The organism is Mucilaginibacter sp. OK283, from assembly GCF_900110415.1.
Taxonomy (GTDB): domain Bacteria; phylum Bacteroidota; class Bacteroidia; order Sphingobacteriales; family Sphingobacteriaceae; genus Mucilaginibacter.
In genome coordinates this window covers 1-20,134 of record NZ_FODR01000018.1, presented here as the reverse complement: position 1 = coordinate 20,134, position 20,134 = coordinate 1, and the positions used below count along the sequence as shown (strand labels likewise).

Genomic DNA, 20,134 nt, shown 5'->3' with positions numbered 1-20,134 from the left:
TAGCCAATGGTTCATGGATTTACACCAAAGCTACTATCCATGAACTATCAGCCATCGAACATTAAGATTTCCGGGCTGCTAACAGATCCCTGATCTCAGTAAGTAAAATTTCTTCTTTGGTTGGGGCTGGTTCGGGCGCGGGAACAGCTTCTGGTTCGGGCGACCGTTTAATGGCATTGATTGTTTTTACAATAAGAAAAATACAAAACGCTACTATTAAAAACTCAATGGTGATGTTAATAAAATTACCAATATTAACAGCTACATCAGGTATTTTTTTTTCGGCATCGCCATGCTTCAGCAATATCTTGATATCTTTAAAATCCACACCTCCCGTAGCAAGGCCGATTGGCGGCATAATAATATCAGTTACCAGCGAGGTAACTATTTTACCGAAAGCGGCGCCAATAATAACGCCCACTGCAAGGTCAATAACGTTGCCACGCAGGGCAAACTCCTTAAATTCTTTAATTACGGCCATGATATTGATTTTTGGTTAAGATTATTTAACACACTAACCAAACAAAAGTTTTTATTTAACATTTATCATCATTATTCCATTTACGGTAAGTTATTTTAAAGTTCACGGTAATTGATGTATTTTTGAACACGTCTTAAACTATGCTAAAACAGAACCTTCAACAAAAACTTTTACAAAAGCTATCGCCACAGCAAATACAATTTATAAAATTGCTGCAGGTGCCTACCGTATCTCTGGATACCCGAATTAAAGAAGAACTGGAAGAAAACCCTGCACTTGAGGACCTTAGCTTAACAAATTTGAATGAGCCCGTTGAAGAATATCCAGACCGCGACCCTGACGAAGACACCTTTAACGGTGATGAAGAAAAGGGGGAAATGGATGAATTTAATATAGACGATTATTTGCAGGATGACAACGTAAATGACTATGGATCGCGCTATGACCAAAACGGAGACGATGAGGATGAGCGAAAAGAAATCCCGATTGCTGTACAAAGCTCGTTTTTTGAAAGCCTGCAACTACAGCTTGACCTATTACCGCTAAGTGATAAGGATTTCAGGATAGGCAAACAGATCATTGGCAGCCTTGATGATGATGGATATCTGCGTCGTCCTATCATGTCACTTACCGACGACCTGGCCTTTTCCCAAAATGTAATGGCCGAAGATGAAGAAGTTGAAGACATGTTAAAGGTGATTCAAAACTTTGATCCGGCCGGTGTAGGCGCACGTAGCCTGCAGGAATGCCTGCTCATCCAGCTTCGCAAAAAAGATCCTAATGACCCTATCATAAAAAAAGCGATCATCGTTGTTGAGCAATATCTTGACGAGTTTACCCGCAAACATTACGATAAGCTGGAAAAATCGCTAAATATGGATTCGGACGAGTTGCGTGGTGTTATTAACGAGATTTTGAAACTTAACCCTAAGCCGGGCGATAGTAATGAAATTAACACCAAACAGATGCAGGTGATTCCTGATTTTCACATCACCAACAACGATGGTGTACTGATACTCACCTTAAACTCCAAAAATGCTCCTGAATTACGTGTTAGCCGGTCATACCAGGAAATGTTTCAGCATTATGATAAGGCATCGCAAAAGGATAAAAAACTAAAGGAAGCAGTACAATTTGTAAAACAAAAGCTTGATTCGGCCAAATGGTTTATTGATGCTATTAAACAGCGTCAGCAAACATTGTTAAAAACAATGAATGCCATCATGCAGTACCAATATGAGTTTTTCCTTACCGGCGATGACAAAAACCTGAAGCCTATGATCCTGAAGGATATTGCCGACAGGATAAACATGGACATCAGCACCGTATCACGTGTGGCCAACTCTAAATACGTTCAAACCGAGTTTGGTACTTTTTTGTTAAAATCCTTCTTCTCAGAAGCAATCCAAACTGAAAGCGGCGAAGAGGTATCTAATAAAGAGGTTAAAAAGATATTGGAAGAGCACATTGGCAAAGAAGACAAACGCCACCCACTTGCCGATGAAAAACTGACCGATATATTAAAAGATGCCGGTTATAACATAGCCCGCCGCACCGTAGCCAAATACCGCGAGCAAATGAATATCCCTGTTGCAAGGTTACGCAGGGAATTGTAGACAGATTTCAGATGTGCAGATTTCAGATGTGCAGATGAAATATTTGAGGATTAAATTATAAAGCTATAAAATAGAAAATGCCCTGATTGAATTCAATCGGGGCATTTTATTTATAACGAAGTCCAATCTGCACATTTGAAATCTAAAACGTATGCTGCGGGCAGGTAACTTTATAGCGGTTATTAAGGAGGATTCCGATGACAATTTCATGCGATCCGTTACTTACGGTGTTTAGGGCCGAGGTGGTAAAATCATAAGAGTAACCAACGTTTATAAACGAGCTGAGGTTAAAACCAACCATAGCCGCAAAAGAATCGTTGCGGCGGTATGAGCCGCCTAACCAAAATTTGTCCTGGAACGATACTTTCATGTTTACATCAAAAGTAGTAGGCACCGGCTTTATTACTTTAACCAATACCGAGGGGATAAGTGTAACATCATCAGACAAAAACAGCTTGGTGCCCGCCGTAAAGAAGTAATGCGGCACTGTTTTGTTTAATGATGATGACCCGGTTACATACAGGCTTTGCGGCAATATTTGTTGCACAGATACTCCAAAAAAGTAATCAGAAGCGTAAGCCCAAACTCCAAAACCCAAATCGGGTTTCCACTGATTAGTGTTTAGGTTGGCCAAAATTGGATCAGAATCATCTACCCCACCAAAATGAAGTGCAGCGCGATCGAGCACGTTGTGGCTCACCCCTGCCGATACACCAACCGCCAGGTTTAACCTATCGGTAAGGCCTAAATGATATGCATAAGTAGCATCGATAGTTGTTTGGCTTATGGGCCCTGTTTTATCAGAAACAAGCGTTAAGCCAATACCATGATGGGGCTCCGCAGCCTGGTACTGTTGGGTATACAATCTGCTTGAGGGATTAAGCCCACCACTTGCGGGGAAGGCCGTCGCATCCCCCTGTACAAACCTGTCGCCGATAGGCGCGTTGATGCTTAAATAGCCGGTTGTGGGTGCACCTTCAAGTCCTGTCCATTGACTACGGTAGCCTGCTTTAACATCGGTATAATTTTCGATGCCGGTTAAGGCCGGGTTCAACAGGTAATTATTAAAAATATATTGGGTGTATTGAGGCTTTTGCTGCGCATACGCAAAATGTACACCTGCAATAAAAAAAACAATAACGTAAAAAATTCTCTTCATCAATTTATCTTATGATGGCTACAAAAACCCTAATAACATTCCGTCCGGTTTAGGCTTCATTATTCAACAACACGTTGCCGGTGACAAACCAGATCCATTCTGTTAGCCGTTACGGAGTGCATTGTAACCAATTGACGAATATAATCTTTCTCTGTATCTATTACATATTCTATCGATAGAATTTATTAAAATATCGATGTTTTAATAATTAATGCCGTTTTATGTAATCTACAAAACCATTAATTATCTCATAATAGTAACACTTCCGGATACAATTCCACGCCCGTTTTTAGGGTTGATAATGTAATAATAGGTGCCGGGCGAAAGGTAATTCCCGTTATATCTGCCATCCCATGGAACAGGATAGCCAACTGATGAAAATAGTTTTTGGCCATACCTGTTATAAACTGCTACGGTATTATCGGGATAATCATTTAAATATTTAACATCCCAAACATCATTTCGTCCATCTCCGTTAGGTGTAAATGCATTTGGAATTACCAGGTATTTTAAAACCTTCACCGTAACATCTGCCGAACTTGAGCACCCTTCTGCAGATGTCACCGTTAAACGGTAACCCGTAGTTTCTTTAGGGCTTGCTATAGGGTTCAATACATCATCATGATCAAGGCCAATTGAAGGGTACCATTTATAACTAAGGTTATGGCCGGCTGCTGATGCTTTTAACGTAATCGCTGCACCCTCAAGCATCGTTACTGCCCCCTCTGAAGTTACAATTGGCGAAGGGGATACCACAATTTGTTGGCTCACAGTATCAGGACAACTATTTGCAGTTGTATATACATAGTTTATATTGACAGTGCCTACACCAGCCACAGCCGGGTTAAATAAGCCGTTTAAACTTACTCCACTGCCGTAATATGAGCCGCTGCCAGGCTGGCCTACTATACTTAAAGGAGCAAGCTGTATAGCGGTAGCCTCAGGACAAATTGGTGGCACTGCCGCTAAAGTAATAATGTGGGTAGCTTTTACAACTAAGGGAAATTCCTGAATATTGGCACAAACACCCCCGGAATAAGCAGCAACATGCACATTAAAAGTACGGTCGCCATCGGTAAATATGGGGTAAGTATAGCGTAACTGCTGCCCGTAAACCGGGTGTTCATAAACCCTCAATGATGAGGCATCTGCCATATCAAAAGTAACCTCCAACCGGGTTATGTTACCAAAATTTACTGTCGACCGGTTTTCAAAAAAGGCCTCCTTGTTGCTGCATATTGCCGAGGGATCTTTTAACACCACGTTTGCTTTAGGAATATCGCCGTTAACTACAAAAGTTTTGGTTTGGGTGTATGTGCAGCCATATTTTGAAGTAATTGTTAAACTCACCTGGTAATCATCGCGGGCCTCGGTATAATGATGTCGCGGATTTTTTTCGGCAGATGTGTTGTTGGCGGCAGTGGCGTTAATATCACCAAAATCCCAGTGGTAAATAAAATCGGCTTCTGTATGGTCGGCTACCATGCTACTATCTTTAAATTGAACATAGTCGGCAACGCAGGCGTCTGGCAGAACAAAATCTACAACGGGAAGCTGGCTTATTACTACAGCCTTTTGTTTAACCAACCCGGCGCAACCATTGGCATTTATTACGGTTAATTTTGCAGTATAAGTACCGGCAGCCTGGTAAACGTGTGCAATGGGCGATTTATCTGTTTTAGTTATCACGGCAGTACTATCTCCAAAATCCCATATCCATTTTGATATTGTGCCATCAGCAGTTACAGACCGATCTGTAAAACTTACATCCTGCTTAGGACAACCTGAAGCAGCAACGTCAAAATTTGCTACAGGCAAATTGCTGATACTAACTTTTGAAGCCTCCGATATATCGGTACAGCCATTTTCATTGGTAATAGTAAGCCTGACTGTATATTCTCCGGCCTTTTTATAAAAATGTGATGGGTTTTGCACCACATCCGTGTATCCGTCGCCAAAATCCCATAACCATGTTTTAATTTCGCGGCCGTTGGTTACCGATGTATCTCTAAAAAAAGTGGTATCGCCCAAACATGCTCCCGAAAAGTTAAATTTTGAAACAGGCGGATCAGAGATATTAAAGTCAAGCTCAACATCCTCGTCCGAACCGCATTCATCAGCAACCGGGTTAAATACCGTTGCTAATATAGAGTAATCGCCTGCATTATAAACCGCATCGGCTGCATACTCATATAAATACAAAGTTTGCCCGCCCTTTACCGAAGTTGATTTTACAACCGGGTTGCTATCATCATATACGATGCCATTTTTAAAATCCCACTTGATGTGCGTTGTTTTGTAGGGCAGGGTTAATTGTATTTTGTAGGTTACGCCAGAGCAGCCGTTCAATGTAGTAGTATTGGTTTTAGGATCATCCAAAGCAATAAACCGGGTTAGGTTTTTCAAGTTGGTGCCCGCAGCATAGCCGTATGATTCGGCGTTACCAAAGCCGTAGGCAATGGCGTTAAAGCCGTCGGACGCGCTTATATGATGAACCCCGTTGTAAACATATATCTGGGCATATGAATAAACCGGATTATTGCTTACGGGGGTAAATTCAGTATACGGTTTACCGTCGAGCGCAAAGGTGGGCACGGCAGCAGTTTTTATAATTACATTGATATAGTTATTTGCTATCCTGAAATTACCGGTTGAATTTAAGGTGACATGATCAAGCGTTTGTTCAAGCGGATTAAGATAAATCATTTCGGGATCGCCGATATCAAGTGCGGTATCAATGCAGCTAATTGTTTTAAATTGTGTTACCGCATACTGCACAACCTGCACAGGTTTATCAGCTTTAATAACATTAGGGCTGGTTGAATTAAACTCGTAATAACGTCCGTTTACAAAATCCGACGGTGAAAGATTAGCGCCGTTTAGGTTTACGGTTGTGTTAGGATCGCTTTTAACAATCCTGAAAACATCATAAAAGCGGCTTTTTAAGGGTGCAGTGATATAATTTTTACCCCAGGCAGCGGTGGGATAAACCTGTTGGAAAAGGTTGTCAGATGTATTGTTTTTGGTTAAACAACCGATAAGTATTTTTGAGCTCCCCGAAAAAACGGCAACTTTTTTACATGATCCGGCCTGGGTACTTATGGTGCGGATACGTGTACCTGTTAAATCGTCATTTGCCAGGCCCTGGTACACCTGGCCTTTGTTTAAATTTACAGTAAAAGGCTTGCCCGGCGGCTCGCCATTAAGCAGGTATGTGGTTGGTGTTATTTCTACGGTAGTATTATCTTCAGTTCCAATAACTGCAAATGTGGAATAAGATGGTTTTTTTTCGGTGCTAAGGGAATTGGATTGCTGGTTGTAATTGATAGAAAGATAATCTTTGCCAAGCACATTTACAGGCAGCAAAAGGGTGGCGCCCGAAACACTTTGAGCGAAAATATGGGCATAAACAGCAACCGGCTTTTGTGATGTGATATGAATACCTTTTAAGCTCAGACCTTGCTGGTCAATAAAAGCGCTTCCTGGTATTTCTACCGTAAGTATTTGCCTCGCCACTACATCGTAACTTTCAGAAAAAGTGCCATCGGCAATAGCAACAGTTACCCTGGTATTTACATCGGCGGTAATATAAAGGTCCATTTTACTCACGTTGCCCCTGGGATCGCTTGTGGTAGGTGGATCGATATGATCCATATAAACCGTCCAAAATTCGGTCCCCTGGTTCGAGAAACCATTTTGCGCCATTGCACCTGAATTGAAAAATATTAAAAAAACGAAAATGGATATAAGATTTATCAGTTGAGATTTGAGCCTTTTACCCTTTGCTTTATGCAAACAATCATACAAATTAAATTTGCAAATCGTTTTCATATCATATTAGCTTTGAAACGTAAGATTTGAAATACTAAACATCCGTTGGTTATTAAAGAGTAGTGTGATGACCGTTAAACCTGTATTAAACCTAAACTATCCCCCGGTTTTATGGAGCGACTCAAGTTCAAGGTTAGCGATTTGAAGCTTATAGGTTAGTTCCTTATTTTCTTTTCGCAGCTCATATATTTCAATAGCATTTTGAATGTAAATTTTCAGTTCGTCGTTTTGCCAGGGTTTTACCAGGTATTTGTAAACCTGCCCCCGGTTAATTGCATCCATCACCGCGTTAACATCCGAAAAACCAGTTAAAAGTATACGGATGGTATCGGGATACAAAGGTAAAATCGACTCTAAAAATTCGATACCGGTTGTAACCGGCATTCGCTGGTCGGTAATTATAACACCTATCTCATAAGCCTGCAGTACCTGGCACCCCTCGGCTGCCGATTGCGCCGTATAAATATTAAAACTCCGCCTGAACGCCGCTTTAAAACTATTTAAGTTATTTATCTCATCATCAACATACAATACTCCAACGGGCATAGCGAAAAAATTAGGTAAAACTGGTTTAGATAATTGGTTTGTAAAGTAAATTTATAGAAAGTTTTAATTTTTGCCCATTTTTTAGCAAATATTGCGCTATCAAAAAATTACAATAAGTAAATATGAAGAAATTTTTGTTAGCCACATATTTACTGTTCCAAAACGCTATAGTTTTTGCACATAATGCAGATACGCTTGTAATTAATAACAACCAATCAAAGCTGCTAACCAGTGGTTATTTTTACGAACTGGAAGATCCATCCGGAAGCCTGACTGCAAACCATGTGCTAAAAAGCACAGCTTTTAAAACGAGCCTTAACTCCCTGCCTATGTCGACATTTTTTAATTCGACTGTTTGGTTAAAGGCTACTATCAAAAACAGCGACGATGAGCCCAATATATTGGTAAACACCGGCGCGGGAATTATTGACGCTTTTGATTTGTACTATGTAAATGAAGCAAATAAAATCTGCCATCTAACGGCCAGCGATGAGCCCAGTCAGTCGAAATTGCAAAGCCCAAATAGCATTAGTTTACCGCTACCACCTGGTTCATCAAAAACAATATATCTGCGCGTTAAAAGTAGCCTATGGTCGGTTATCCCTATAAAAGTTTATAGCCAATGGTCGTTTTTCAGGAGTCAAAACATCGAAAACGTGGTTACTGCCGCATTTGTGGGGGCTATTATTATTAGCGTATTGTACAATTTAATGCTTTTTTTTATCATACGTGACCTTAGTTATCTCTACTACGTTTTTTTTATTATTTTCATGGGGTTAAACCTAACCTTCAGGCGGGGATATGGGAATTACCTCGCGGACGATAAAATTACCTTTAACAATTACATCATTCCTTTGGCCAGGGTGTGTTTTGGCGTATTTACTTTACTATTTGCCGGCGAGTTTTTACAGTTAAAAGGAAACCTAAGGGCGGGCTACAATATTAATTTGCTGTTATTTGCAATATACATCGTTACCACCATCGTAATTTTTGGCAAATTCACCGCGCTCTCTTACGGCATCATTAATATCACGATGATTTTCATCGCCATTTACCTACTTTTCATAGTTACCTATTTGTATGTAAAGGGCTTTAAACCTGCCAAATTGTTTATGCTGGGCTGGGGAACTCTTTTTGTTGGCATATTAATATCAGCAGCGCAGACTAAAGATATTATCCCGTACAATATTTTTACAGCCAACCTTACATCCTTAAGTTTAGTAATTGGCATAGTTTTATTTTCGGGCGCATTGGCAGATAAGATTAACCTTTACCGGAACCAAAAAATAGAGGCACAAAACTTCGCCATTTCTGTTGCCAGGGAAAATCAACGATTAATTATGCAGCAAAATAAATCGCTCGAAAATAAAGTAAAAGAGCGCACAAGTGAACTGATAAATGCCAATAAAGACCTTTCGAAAATTATTGATAACCTTAAGAGCACGCAGCACCAGTTGGTTGATACCGAAAAAATGGCATCTCTTGGCCGCCTTACCGCAGGTGTTGCGCACGAAATTAATAACCCCATCAACTTTGTGAGTTCAAACATCAGTCCTTTGCGTCTTGATTTAGATGAATTATTTACTTTGCTTAATAAATATGATGATGTATTAAACAACCCAGATAGCGCAGAATATATCGGCGCAGCGCAGGCCTACCGGCAAACCATCAACCCAGATTTTATAAGGGACGAGATACATATACTGTTAAACGGCATTGAAGAGGGCGCCAAACGTACCACCGAAATTGTTAAAAGCCTTTTTACCTTTAGCAGCACCGATGAATTGATTTTAAAGAAACTTGATATCAATAAAGCCATACGGGCCAATCTGCTTATTTTAAAAAGCACTATCCCCTATTACATCGAGGTTAAAACCGTTTTAAACAATATTAAACCTATAAACTGTTATCCGGGGAAAATTAACCAGGTATTGATAAACCTGATTGGAAACAGCATACATGCTATTAAAGCAAAAGAACAGCACGAGGGCAATAGCCTGGTGATAACAACCGGTGAACTGCCCAGTCATATTTCCATCGAAATTGCCGATACTGGCATAGGGATGGACGACGAGACTAAAAACCGGATTTTCGAGCCTTTTTTTACTACTAAAGATGTAGGCGAAGGCACCGGCCTGGGCTTGTCAATTGTATTTGGCATCATCGAAAAGCACCGGGGCAGCATTAATGTGGTATCTGCCCGTGGCAAGGGCACAACATTTACCGTAGTATTGCCTAAAAACCTGGTTTGATGTTCAATATGTCTTAAAAAAACTTCTCGGGGTTTGGTACAAGATTTAAAAACGACTCGAAGTTTTGTTCGTAGTGCGATTGGTCGAGCTTATAATAAAATGCTCCTTTTTTTGAGGACAACTTATCCTTTTCGGGTTGCTTAACCAACAAACCGGTTGATAACAGTTTACGGCTAAAATTCCTGTCGTCGAATTTGGTTTGATAAACCCCCTCGTATAGCGCCTGCAATTGCGGGATGGTAAATTTTTCGGGCAAAAGCTGGAACAGGATCGGGTGCAGCGCAGCTTTATAGCGCAACTGTCTCAGTGCCAACCTAACCATTTGGGCATGGTCAAATATGAGGTCGGGCATTTCATCCAGTAAAAACCATTCAGGATGATATTCATCACTCAGTTGTTTTTCATATTGATGAATATCTATCAATGCAAAATAAGCTATCGAAAGCGTGCGTTCAACCGGGTCACGGTCAGGACTGCCAAATACACGAAACTGTTCCATATACACATTTTTAAGCCCGGTACGCAACTCCAAAACGCGGTTAGCAGCATCATCCGGCGATTCCGAAGGTTGAATAAAGCCGCCCATCAGGCTCCATTTATGTTTTTCGGGCTCAAGGCCACGCTGAACCAGCAATAATTTGATATTCCAGCCATCAAATCCAAAAATGATACAATCGGTAGCCACTAAGATGCGCTTCTGGCCGCTATACTTCTGCATAATTTAGTTAGAGTTTATATGCAAGTGTAAAAATAATTATGCAATTATTTAGTGTTAATCCGACAACTATTTTATAAGCCGGTATTATCGGATGTATCTTCTGCATTATCAGGTTTATCCGCTCGTCTGACTTTTAAAGCCAGTGCAACACCTTTGCCACACCTTCACCACCTTTTAATTTTACAACAACCCAAAGGATAAATTATCTGATTGCCATTTTTGTTAAAACGTACATATTTATTGTCGGCCTATACATTTCGATATTGAATTGTATCTTGAAAGTTTTGCAGAACCTTGTTATTAAAATCAATGGGGGAAATCATCTTGCCGGACTTAGAGTGTTATTTAAAACACAAATTATCAGCAAATTAGTATTCAGAAGCTACATCTACTACCAGTGGTACCGGCTTCAAAAAATCACCCATAAGCCCGGCTATCCCGGTTTTATGGGTGATTAATCCACATCGCGCGGCCATTGGCCTGGTTTTATTTTAACTACTTAACATTAACTTTGGCTATTGATAAAAAGTGGCCGGTAATGTTTCGTTATCATTGCCTGTACTAAATTATCAGCGCACCATTTGCACAGCCAATGCTTGCGGCAATTTGCCAACAATACCATCATTTACCAATAAACCCAATTACACCGTTATCCGTTTTATGAAAAAATATCTATGTTGCCTTATCTTGTTATCTGTCGCCACGGGCAGACTGTTTGCCCAGGACAAACCTATTGATCTGGCCTCGCCAAATGGCGAGCTTAAGGTAACTATAACTACCGGCGATAAAATATATTACTCCGTATATGGCAACGGTAAAGAATTGCTGACCAAAAGCCACCTAGGACTTAATCTTAAAGATGTTACCTTAGGCCAAAACCCCAAACTTCTGCACTCGAAGCATATACATGGCGAAGAAATCATCAAACCATATGTTTCCCTGAAATTCTCGACCGTTAAAAGCATTTATAATGCCGTGCTATTAAACTTTAAAGGGAACTACTCGGTAGAATTCCGTGCTTTTGATGATGGGATAGCATACCGTTTTATAACCCAAAAAAAGGGAGATGTAACGGTAATGAGCGAGGATTTTGGTATAAACTTTCCTGAAGATTACGCGTTAACCCTGCAGCAGCCGAGTGGCTTTAAAACCTCCTATGAAGATGCTTATACGCACGTTTCATCGGCTTCATGGCAACCGGCCGACAAAATGTCGACCCTGCCGGTGTTGATAGATACCAAACAAAACTATAAAATACTGATCAGCGAAGCCGACCTTTCCGATTATCCGGGCATGTTTTTAACAGGCACAGGCAGCAACGGCGCCGAAGCTACGTTTCCAAAAGTTCCGCTGGAATTTGACCCCGACGGCGACCGGAGCCAGAAGATCTTAAAATCGGCAGATTATATTGCCAAAACATCCGGCACCCGTAATTTTCCGTGGCGGTATTTTGTAATAGCTAAAACCGATAAGCAACTGTTAGAAAACACCATGACGTTGAGGTTGTCTTCAAAAAGCGTTATTGGCGACGCCACGTGGATTAAACCCGGCCAGGCCAGCTGGGAATGGTGGAACGATGCTACCCCTTATGGGCCCGATGTAAACTTTGTGTCGGGGTATAACCTGGATACCTACAAATACTATATCGACTTTGCCTCCAAATACGGCGTTAAATATATTGTGATGGACGAGGGATGGGCCAAAAGCACAACCGACCCGTACACTCCCAATCCGAAGGTAGACCTGAAAGAGCTAATCCGTTATGGCAAGGAAAAAAATGTGGGCGTCATTTTATGGCTAACATGGCTTACCGTACATAATAATATGAATTTGTTTAAAACCTTCCACGAATGGGGCGTTAAAGGCGTTAAAATTGACTTTATGGACCGTAGCGACCAATGGATGGTAAAATACTATGAAGATGTGGTTAAAGAAGCGGCCATGAACAAGGTTTTTGTTGATTTTCATGGTGCCTTTAAACCTGCAGGGCTCGAATATAAATATCCGAACCTCATATCGTACGAGGGAGTTCGCGGCCTTGAACAAATGGGGGGTTGCTCGCCCGATAACAGCACTTATCTGCCATTTATACGTAACGCCGTAGGCCCGATGGATTTTACACCGGGGGCCATGATAAACATGCAGCCCAACGTTTACAGCGCGCAACGGCCCAATGCAGCTGCCATAGGCACCAGGGTTAACCAGTTGGCCATGTACGTGGTGTTTGAAAGCGGTGTACAAATGCTGTGCGATAACCCATCGCTTTACTACCGCAACGCCGATTGTACCGAATTTATAACCAGCGTGCCCACCACCTGGGACGAAACCCGGGCGCTAATTGCAGATGCCGGCCAGGTTGCAGTTGTAGCCAAACGCAAAAGCGAAAAATGGTTTATCGGTGGCATAACCAATGGCAAAGAAAAAACCAGGGAGTTGGAAATCAATTTCGACTTTTTGGATAAAGACAAAACATACACCATAACATGGTTTGAAGATGGCATAAACGCAGGCAGCCAGGCTATGGATTACCGCCGTAAAACCAAACAGGTAAAAGCCGGCGATAAAATGACCATCACTATGGTACGTAATGGCGGTTTCGCGGCTGAGTTAAAATAAATTTCTTTTTAGCAGCCCGCTGTTGAAGAATTGGATAGCCCGGATGAATCATCATCCGGGTTATTTTGCGTTTTGCAACGTTTAAATAGGATCCTCCGGGCTTAGGCTATGCAGCAATTTTTCCACTTCGTCACCGTAGTTTTCGGTGTAGCCAAATTTCAGGGCAAGTATAAAATTTTGTTTTGCTTCAGTTTTTTGTCCTTGCTCCATCAAAACAATACCTCGGTTCTTGTACGCGTACGGGTTTCCCTTATCCAGCTCAAGCGATTTATTAATCATGCCCACCCCTTGCTCCTTCTCTCCCAGTCTGAACTTCGAGAAACCTAAGTTATTCCAGACATAGGCAATTGAAGGATCTGCCTGTATAACCTGCTCAAATAAAGGCACCGATTCAGCATAACGCTCCTGTAATTGCAGGTTAAAGCCTTTGTTATTTAAAAATGATACGTTATCCGGTTGTACCTGCAAAAGAGCGTCTAACATCTCGCCGCACTCCCCGTACCTTCCCATCATACCATACAGAAGTGACAATGAAAGGCTTAAATCAATGTCGTCGGGCTTAAGCTCTGCCAATTCAGTCATTAGCGACAATGCTAAATCGAAATCACGCAGCTTTTGGCTGGCGAAAGCCATTAACACCTTGAAGTGCATATAATTGGGCAAAAGACTTAAACCTATCCGGCATATTTTTAAAACATCATCGAATTGTCCATAAAAATAAAAGTTAAGGGCATTTCGATACAAAGCGTCAACCCGCTTCTTTTTCGATGCTTTTGACAAAAAAAAGAGTTCTGCTTTGCTATATGGTTTTTCCCGAATAGCCTCTACGGGAGATGGAAACTGTTTTACCGGATTTTTAAATTCAGCACCCGTAATATCTTCAATTAATATCCCCGCCTGGCAAAAAGCTTTGCTTACCTCATTATCGTAACTTAAAATAGCCAGCAACAGGTGTATGGTATTGGTTGGGGCAAAATCATCAATGCCCGATATTTGGTAAGCATGATTTATAACAAGCTCGGCCTCTACAGTTAACGGCATCAAATCCCTCTGTTTTTGCTTACCTGTTGCAGGATACAACGCTTTTATTTTTGCTTCCCAGTAATCCGAATCAAAATGGTCAAAATATTTTGTAGCCTTACATTTATTTTGCAACATAGCCACAAAAAAGTGATCGTAATTGATAAAGCCATGCTGCCAGGCTATAGCCAATTTGCGCGATTCGGCCGTTACTACCTCAAAGTCACTTTTAATTTTATCTGCCATTGTATTCCAAAAATCATTTGCATAAATATAACAACCTTAGGTATAACGCAGCATTCAAAAAGCCTTATGCATACCCCGAGTTACGCTAAAGCTGCCGCGAGTTTAGCGCAGCGTAACTCGTGGTATGCATAATTTAAGCTTCCAGCTTAAATTATGAAACTAAACCAATATAATATCAATTAAGCCTTTACCTCCGGCATAGTCTCTTGCACTACTGTATAGAAAATGGTGTGGTTCATCAACCCAGCCAGCTGTTACTGGGTTATTGTGAATATAATCAAGTTTCTGATCAAGTACCTTGTTTGTATATATTTCTATCGGGTGATTGCCTTGTTGCCAAAATTGGTAATTTTCGTTATTGGGGTTACTCTTGCCCTCACGCTCAAAAAACCACAACATCCATTCACGCCTGCTTTCCTGCACATTTTCGATAATAGCTTTGGTTATCGCTTTTGAAGTGTGCCTTTTAACATCCCGTAAAATATCCTGCATGGGCTTATCATTTGTACTGATAATTAAATGCACATGGTTACTCATAATAACCCAGCCATGTAATTGAAGTCCCTTATGTTTTATGCAATATTTAAGGCTTTCTACAATGATATCCTTATACGCTCTCCTAGTCAATACATCTATCCATCTTACAACCGTAAAAGTTACAAAGTATAAACATTCCTGGTTACGAAATTTATAATTGCTGCTAATGAGGTTAAATTAACAAATTAAATTTAAGCTTAAATTATGCATACCACGAGTTACGCTTACGCTAAACTCGCGGCAGCTGCGCACAACGTGTCCAACAAGCTCCTGTCTTGATTCTTGACTCTTATTTCTTGATTCTCCTCTCCTAACTCACCCTCTTCCCATGCAGCAGCATATCAATAGCCTCGTTCAGGCCACCTGCGCGAATCACCTCACCGGAATTTACAAAGAAAATCTCGTCGGCATTTTCAATGGTATTCAGGCGGTGGGCTATAATTACCCGGGTGGTAGTTTCGGGCAGTTTGTTCAGGATATCGCTCAGCAGTTTTTCGGTAATGGTATCAATATTGGCGGTGGCTTCATCCAAAATCAATAGCTGCGGGTTACGCAGTACGGCACGCATAAAGGCAATCAGTTGCTTTTGGCCCAGGCTAATACTATCTCCGCTCGAAAGTACCGGTGTTTCCAGCCCATTCTCAAAAATGGCCAGCAAACTGCCCAGGTTGGCATCTGTAATTACTTTTTCTAATTCGTCGTTGGTATGCTCCTTGTACATATCGTTACTGTACAGGATGTTATCTTTTACGGTACCACTAAACAAAAACGGTTCCTGTAAAATGAAGCCGATTTTAAGGCTGCGCTCTTCGGCAGTATAGGTGCGGATATCCTTGCCATCCAGCAATACCAATCCTTTCGATGGATCATACAAGCGGGCTATGAGCGACGCCGTTGTGGTTTTACCACCGCCTGTGGGGCCAACCAGGGCATAGGTTTTACCCTGTTCCAGTTTAAAGTTAACGTTGTGCAATATCTCTTTGCTTTCATCGTAACTGAAATGCACGTTCCTGAACTCCAGCAACGCTGCGTTGGGCTCGGTAATGCCAACGGCTATCTGTGGTAGGTCACTCTCTAACGATAGTATCTGCGATATCCTGTCCCACCCGGCCATAGCCAGCTGAAAATTTGTCCACAGCGCGGCCAGTTGCCTTAGCGGGTTGTAAAAGTTAGTGGTGTATGACAAATAACTTACCAGGATACCAATGCTAAAAAGCCCATTACCGATAAGATAAATACCAAATGACAACACAATGAGCTGCCCCATGCTGGCAAAAAAACCGTAAACCGGTATAAAAACAGTGCTGGCCAGGCCCGCCCCAATAGCCGCTTTGTAATTTGCAGTATTGGCAATGCCAAATCTTTTCCTGAAATAATCGCGGCGGTTAAAGGCAATGATCACTTTAAAATTGTTCAGGCTTTCCTGTATCTCGCCGCTTAGGCCACCGGTGCTTTTCAGGCTGGCCGCATTTTTTTGTTTAATCCATGGCGATAATATCAGCGTTAAAACAAGAATAATTAAAGCCGGTGATAGCGCAGCAGCCCCCAGTTCGGGGTTAATAAGCAGTAAAAATATACCCGCCCCTATCATGATAGAGATGTTGCTGATAAACTGCATCAGCGATTGCGAAAAAAACTGGTTCAGCTTATCGGTATCATTATTTACGCGCGATATCAGGTCGCCCGCCTTATTTTGGTTAAAAAAGCCCACGGGCAATTGCTGCAGCTTATTAAAGATGGAATTACGCAGTGTAAACAGCATGCGCTGCCCTACACCGCCCATTAGCGTGGTTTGTTTGTAGCTGGTAAACAACGCAACGGCATACATGCATAATAACAGTATGCCATTGTGAATAACGCCGCCAAAATCTTTATGTTGGATATACTTATCAATGGTGCGGCCTATAATTAGCGGCCCCAAAAGGTTGAGTGAAGAATTTATTAGTATGGCAATAAGTGCCATGATAAGTATCCGCCGCTCATGCGATATCAGCCGGATCAGCTTGCCAAGACCCGCCCAGGTTGATGTTTTTGGGGCAGTTTTACTAAGCTGGTTAAGATCGTAATTCATTTTGTGATAATATTTTTTGTGACACTTCTAAATCGATAGTCCTAAGTCGGAAGTCTTAAGTTCTAAGTCAGAAATAAGTTTCAGGTCAAATAAAATTCTTTTTGACTCAAGACTTCTGGCTTAAGACTTAGTACTTCAGACTCAAGACTTAACCGATTCGTAATTACTGGTACTTTGTTGCGAGTTGAAAATCTGCACATAATCGGTACTGGTTTTCATCAGGTCGTCATGTACACCGCTGGCTACCATTTCGCCTTCCATCAATAAAATTATCTGGTCGTAATGCTCAACAGAGGCTATTTTTTGGGTAACAGATATTAATGTTAAGCCCGGATAATTTTGTTGAATATTGGTCAATATCTTCTTTTCGGTATTTCCATCTACCCGCGCTGTAAAATCATCCAGCAATAAAACCTTGGGATTAACCGCCAATGCCCTGGCCAGCATAATGCGCTGTTTTTGGCCACCCGACAGGCTGGAACCCCGTTCGGATACGATGGTATTTAAATGATCGGGCAAATTGCTAATGAAATCTTTCAACTCAGCCGTATCAATCGCCTTTTGCAGCGATTCGTCGGTTACCGTATCGCTAAAAGCAATATTTTCGCGGATGCTCATATTAAAAATAATGCTATCCTGGAAAACAAAACCCACCTGGCGGTGAAACGATTCGCTGTCATAAGCCGCTATACTTTTACCATCGTACAAAACCTCGCCGCTTGTTGTGTTGATAAGCCCGGTTAACAGGTAAAGCAATTGGGTTTTACCTGCCGATGTTGGCCCGATGATGGCAATTTTTGATCCAGCGGTAACTTTTAACGATACCCCCTTAAGCGCCAGCTTTTGCCCGTACGCAACAGATACATCCCTTAGTTCCACATCCCCGCGAAGCACCTCTTTTAAATCGCCGCCGTCTACAACATCGGGCGCATCTAAAACCACGCCAATGCGGGTATATGACGCGCTGGCCTGCGCTATCAGGTTGCTCATAAAACCAAGCACAAATATCGGGAATATCAATAGCGACAAATAACTGTAAAACGCCGCAAAACTGCCCAGACTCATGCTGCTGTTTATCACAAAATGTCCGCCCATTACTAAAATGGTTAACGAGGCCATGTTGGCAGTAAAGGTTACTATAGGTATTAACCCGGCAAAAAAAGTGAGGATTTTTAGGCCGTAATTTTTGGCTTCGGTATTGGCGGCCAAAAATTTGTTAAACTCCAATTGTTGCGAGTTGATGACCCGGATTAACGCCGCGCCCAAAATACTTTCGTTAATAACCTTGTTCAGTGTATCTATCACCCCTCGGCTTTTCATGAACAGCGCGCGCACATTTTTTAAAACATACGCAAACGTACCGCCTATGATGGGGATAATAACAATAACTACCAGTGCCAGCCGCCAATTGATAATAAGCAGCATTACGCTGCAGCCAATAATGGTAAAAAGCGATGTAACAATTGATACCAGCGCCTGCGATACAAACAGCTTTATGGAGTCGATATCGGCGGTGAGGTTGGTTAACAGTTTTGAAGGATTGGCCTGCTCAATAAATGCATGGCTTTGGCGCGAAATTTTATCTGCCAGCTTTTCGCGCAGATCCTTAGCCACCAACTCAGATGAATAGGTTTGTATAACACCCTGTATCGCGCTGAAAACAAATACCAATATAGCCGCCAGTGAAAACTTTTTAATTACATCATTAACCACAAATTGGTGATGGGTGTAGGCATCAATTCCATTGGCAATTATTTTAGGTAGCCAAAGGTTAATTGCCGTAGCCGCTACAGAAAATATTAATAATAGTGTAACCCAGCCCATGTATGGCTTCAGCAGGCTGAATACGCCGGGTGGTTTTTGATTTGGTTTGGTTTTATTGGGTTGCATATGCAAGTTATATTAGATGCCGTAAAAGTATATTACAAATAAACGCTACTTTATTGGACGATTGATAATCAAAAACATTTTAAATGTTTGAATAATAATTAAAACCGATCCGAAATAACTTTTCAAATATATTACCATTTAGGAATAATTAAAACTTTTTAGAAATAATTTTTTATTTTTATACCGAAATAGGAACATCATGAAGCCAGTAGTCGAATTAATTAAAGCGTGGTCGGAATTTGAGGAGGTGAGCACGGACCAAACCGTTGAAACATTTTGCAGATACTACCTGCAAAAACAACGGCCACAGCCCAAACACCCGGGCAAAAAAGGCGAACGCATTATGAATGGCGCTTTCCTGTTAAAAACAATAGGTCGCATCATGAGTGCATACAGTCTTTATTTCCGTGCGGCGGTAAAACATATTGCCTTGCCCCCCGCCGAAAGTTTCTACTACCTTAACGGCCTTAATTATTTAGGCGAGGTACGAAAAAGCGACCTGATCAACTACATGTTTGCCGAAACCACCACCGGCATGGAGGTAATTAACCGGCTGATAACCGAAAAGAAAATTGACGAGCGGACATCGCCGGATGATAAACGCGCCAAACTCATTAAAATAACCGAAGAAGGGCTACGCGCGCTGGAGGAATACTACAAGGTATCGGGCAAAGTTGTGGAAATGACTTTTAAAGGTGTAGACGATAATATTTTAATTGATTGCTTCGAGATGCTCCGCTTTTGCGAGCAACGCAACTCCGGCGTAGCCATCGAGCTAAAGAATAAACCTTTTGACCAAATGTATGAGCAGGTGATGGCAGATAAACAGTAATAAAATGACGCTTTGCAATATATAATAGATTGATATCCTGAGTTGTAAAATTTCGTGAAAGCCTGAATGGGAATGGCGTATATAGTATGACGGCGGAGACTCACCCGGCGAGGCTACGCCCGCCACCCTCTCTTCGGCTTCGCCGGAAAGAGGGGCTTGGAAATTTATTATTTATTTTTTTTAATGTATTGATATTCAGTGTTCAAAACCCTCTTTCCACCTGCGGTGGTCGTTGCGCAACTATTGAGACTATTATACAGACGTGAGCCTGTTCGTCCGTTCTTTGAACTATTGATTAAAACGAAGTTAGGAAGTTCAC

At 41.5% G+C, this 20,134-nt stretch carries 13 protein-coding genes; 4 read left to right on the top strand and 9 right to left on the bottom strand.

The annotated features are described in order from the left end of the window. Positions 1–61: 61 nt before the first annotated feature. Positions 62–481, bottom strand: a complete 420-nt coding sequence (gene mscL, locus BMX56_RS27595) for a large-conductance mechanosensitive channel protein MscL (RefSeq protein ID WP_090652947.1) — start codon at positions 479–481, stop codon at positions 62–64. Between the two features lie 140 nt (positions 482–621). Here mscL and rpoN point away from each other — a divergent pair, with 140 nt between their 5' ends. Beyond that, positions 622–2,097: an RNA polymerase factor sigma-54 gene (gene rpoN / locus BMX56_RS27590; RefSeq protein ID WP_090652946.1), complete on the top strand. Its 1,476-nt coding sequence runs from the start codon at positions 622–624 to the stop codon at positions 2,095–2,097. A gap of 142 nt (positions 2,098–2,239) precedes the next feature. On the opposite strand, the gene BMX56_RS27585 is transcribed toward rpoN, so the two are convergent. From BMX56_RS27585 to BMX56_RS27575, 3 genes are all read right to left on the bottom strand, one after another. Next, positions 2,240–3,256, bottom strand: a complete 1,017-nt coding sequence (locus tag BMX56_RS27585; protein ID WP_090652945.1) for a PorP/SprF family type IX secretion system membrane protein — start codon at positions 3,254–3,256, stop codon at positions 2,240–2,242. A 243-nt stretch (positions 3,257–3,499) separates the two neighbouring features. Next, positions 3,500–6,961, bottom strand: coding sequence for a PKD domain-containing protein (locus tag BMX56_RS27580; protein WP_177183943.1), 3,462 nt, complete (start codon positions 6,959–6,961; stop codon positions 3,500–3,502). Positions 6,962–7,183: 222 nt separating this feature from the next. Beyond that, a complete protein-coding gene (locus BMX56_RS27575; protein ID WP_090652943.1) occupies positions 7,184–7,633 on the bottom strand; it encodes a response regulator in 450 nt (149 codons plus the stop codon). A 122-nt stretch (positions 7,634–7,755) separates the two neighbouring features. Between BMX56_RS27575 and BMX56_RS27570 the strand changes: the two genes are divergently transcribed. Next, on the top strand, positions 7,756–9,885 hold the full coding sequence (locus BMX56_RS27570; protein WP_090652942.1) for a sensor histidine kinase: 2,130 nt from the start codon (positions 7,756–7,758) through the stop codon (positions 9,883–9,885). Positions 9,886–9,898: 13 nt separating this feature from the next. Here BMX56_RS27570 and BMX56_RS27565 read toward each other — a convergent pair whose 3' ends face one another. After that, positions 9,899–10,603: an NUDIX hydrolase gene (locus BMX56_RS27565; RefSeq protein WP_090652941.1), complete on the bottom strand. Its 705-nt coding sequence runs from the start codon at positions 10,601–10,603 to the stop codon at positions 9,899–9,901. A 528-nt stretch (positions 10,604–11,131) separates the two neighbouring features. Between BMX56_RS27565 and BMX56_RS27555 the strand changes: the two genes are divergently transcribed. Next, positions 11,132–13,219: a glycoside hydrolase family 97 protein gene (locus BMX56_RS27555; RefSeq protein ID WP_255369940.1), complete on the top strand. Its 2,088-nt coding sequence runs from the start codon at positions 11,132–11,134 to the stop codon at positions 13,217–13,219. 81 nt (positions 13,220–13,300) lie between these two features. On the opposite strand, the gene BMX56_RS27550 is transcribed toward BMX56_RS27555, so the two are convergent. From BMX56_RS27550 to BMX56_RS27535, 4 genes are all read right to left on the bottom strand, one after another. Continuing rightward, positions 13,301–14,485 (bottom strand): tetratricopeptide repeat protein, encoded by a 1,185-nt coding sequence (locus BMX56_RS27550; RefSeq protein WP_090652939.1) that lies wholly within the window; start codon positions 14,483–14,485, stop codon positions 13,301–13,303. Positions 14,486–14,644: 159 nt separating this feature from the next. Next, entirely contained in the window at positions 14,645–15,190 is a 546-nt protein-coding gene (locus tag BMX56_RS27545) for an REP-associated tyrosine transposase (protein WP_090652938.1), read from the bottom strand. A gap of 142 nt (positions 15,191–15,332) precedes the next feature. Further along, a complete protein-coding gene (locus BMX56_RS27540) occupies positions 15,333–17,093 on the bottom strand; it encodes an ABC transporter ATP-binding protein (RefSeq protein ID WP_090652937.1) in 1,761 nt (586 codons plus the stop codon). Positions 17,094–17,234: 141 nt separating this feature from the next. Continuing rightward, positions 17,235–18,983 carry an ABC transporter ATP-binding protein gene (locus BMX56_RS27535; RefSeq protein ID WP_090652936.1) on the bottom strand — a complete coding sequence of 583 codons (1,749 nt, stop codon included), beginning with the start codon at positions 18,981–18,983 and terminating at the stop codon, positions 17,235–17,237. A gap of 199 nt (positions 18,984–19,182) precedes the next feature. On the opposite strand from BMX56_RS27535, the gene BMX56_RS27530 reads away from it, so the two are divergent. Then, positions 19,183–19,815 carry a MarR family winged helix-turn-helix transcriptional regulator gene (locus BMX56_RS27530; protein ID WP_090652935.1) on the top strand — a complete coding sequence of 211 codons (633 nt, stop codon included), beginning with the start codon at positions 19,183–19,185 and terminating at the stop codon, positions 19,813–19,815. The last annotated feature ends 319 nt before the right edge of the window (positions 19,816–20,134 follow it).

What these genes read in the sequence shown, in the direction of transcription:
- BMX56_RS27540 (WP_090652937.1), bottom strand. Translation starts at nt 17,093, where the DNA reads ATGAATTACGATCTTAACCAGCTTAGTAAAACTGCCCCAAAAACATCA.
- BMX56_RS27565 (WP_090652941.1), bottom strand. Translation starts at nt 10,603, where the DNA reads ATGCAGAAGTATAGCGGCCAGAAGCGCATCTTAGTGGCTACCGATTGT.
- BMX56_RS27530 (WP_090652935.1), top strand. Translation starts at nt 19,183, where the DNA reads ATGAAGCCAGTAGTCGAATTAATTAAAGCGTGGTCGGAATTTGAGGAG.
- BMX56_RS27570 (WP_090652942.1), top strand. Translation starts at nt 7,756, where the DNA reads ATGAAGAAATTTTTGTTAGCCACATATTTACTGTTCCAAAACGCTATA.
- BMX56_RS27575 (WP_090652943.1), bottom strand. Translation starts at nt 7,633, where the DNA reads ATGCCCGTTGGAGTATTGTATGTTGATGATGAGATAAATAACTTAAAT.
- mscL (WP_090652947.1), bottom strand. Translation starts at nt 481, where the DNA reads ATGGCCGTAATTAAAGAATTTAAGGAGTTTGCCCTGCGTGGCAACGTT.
- rpoN (WP_090652946.1), top strand. Translation starts at nt 622, where the DNA reads ATGCTAAAACAGAACCTTCAACAAAAACTTTTACAAAAGCTATCGCCA.
- BMX56_RS27580 (WP_177183943.1), bottom strand. Translation starts at nt 6,961, where the DNA reads ATGGCGCAAAATGGTTTCTCGAACCAGGGGACCGAATTTTGGACGGTT.
- BMX56_RS27550 (WP_090652939.1), bottom strand. Translation starts at nt 14,485, where the DNA reads ATGGCAGATAAAATTAAAAGTGACTTTGAGGTAGTAACGGCCGAATCG.
- BMX56_RS27585 (WP_090652945.1), bottom strand. Translation starts at nt 3,256, where the DNA reads ATGAAGAGAATTTTTTACGTTATTGTTTTTTTTATTGCAGGTGTACAT.
- BMX56_RS27535 (WP_090652936.1), bottom strand. Translation starts at nt 18,983, where the DNA reads ATGCAACCCAATAAAACCAAACCAAATCAAAAACCACCCGGCGTATTC.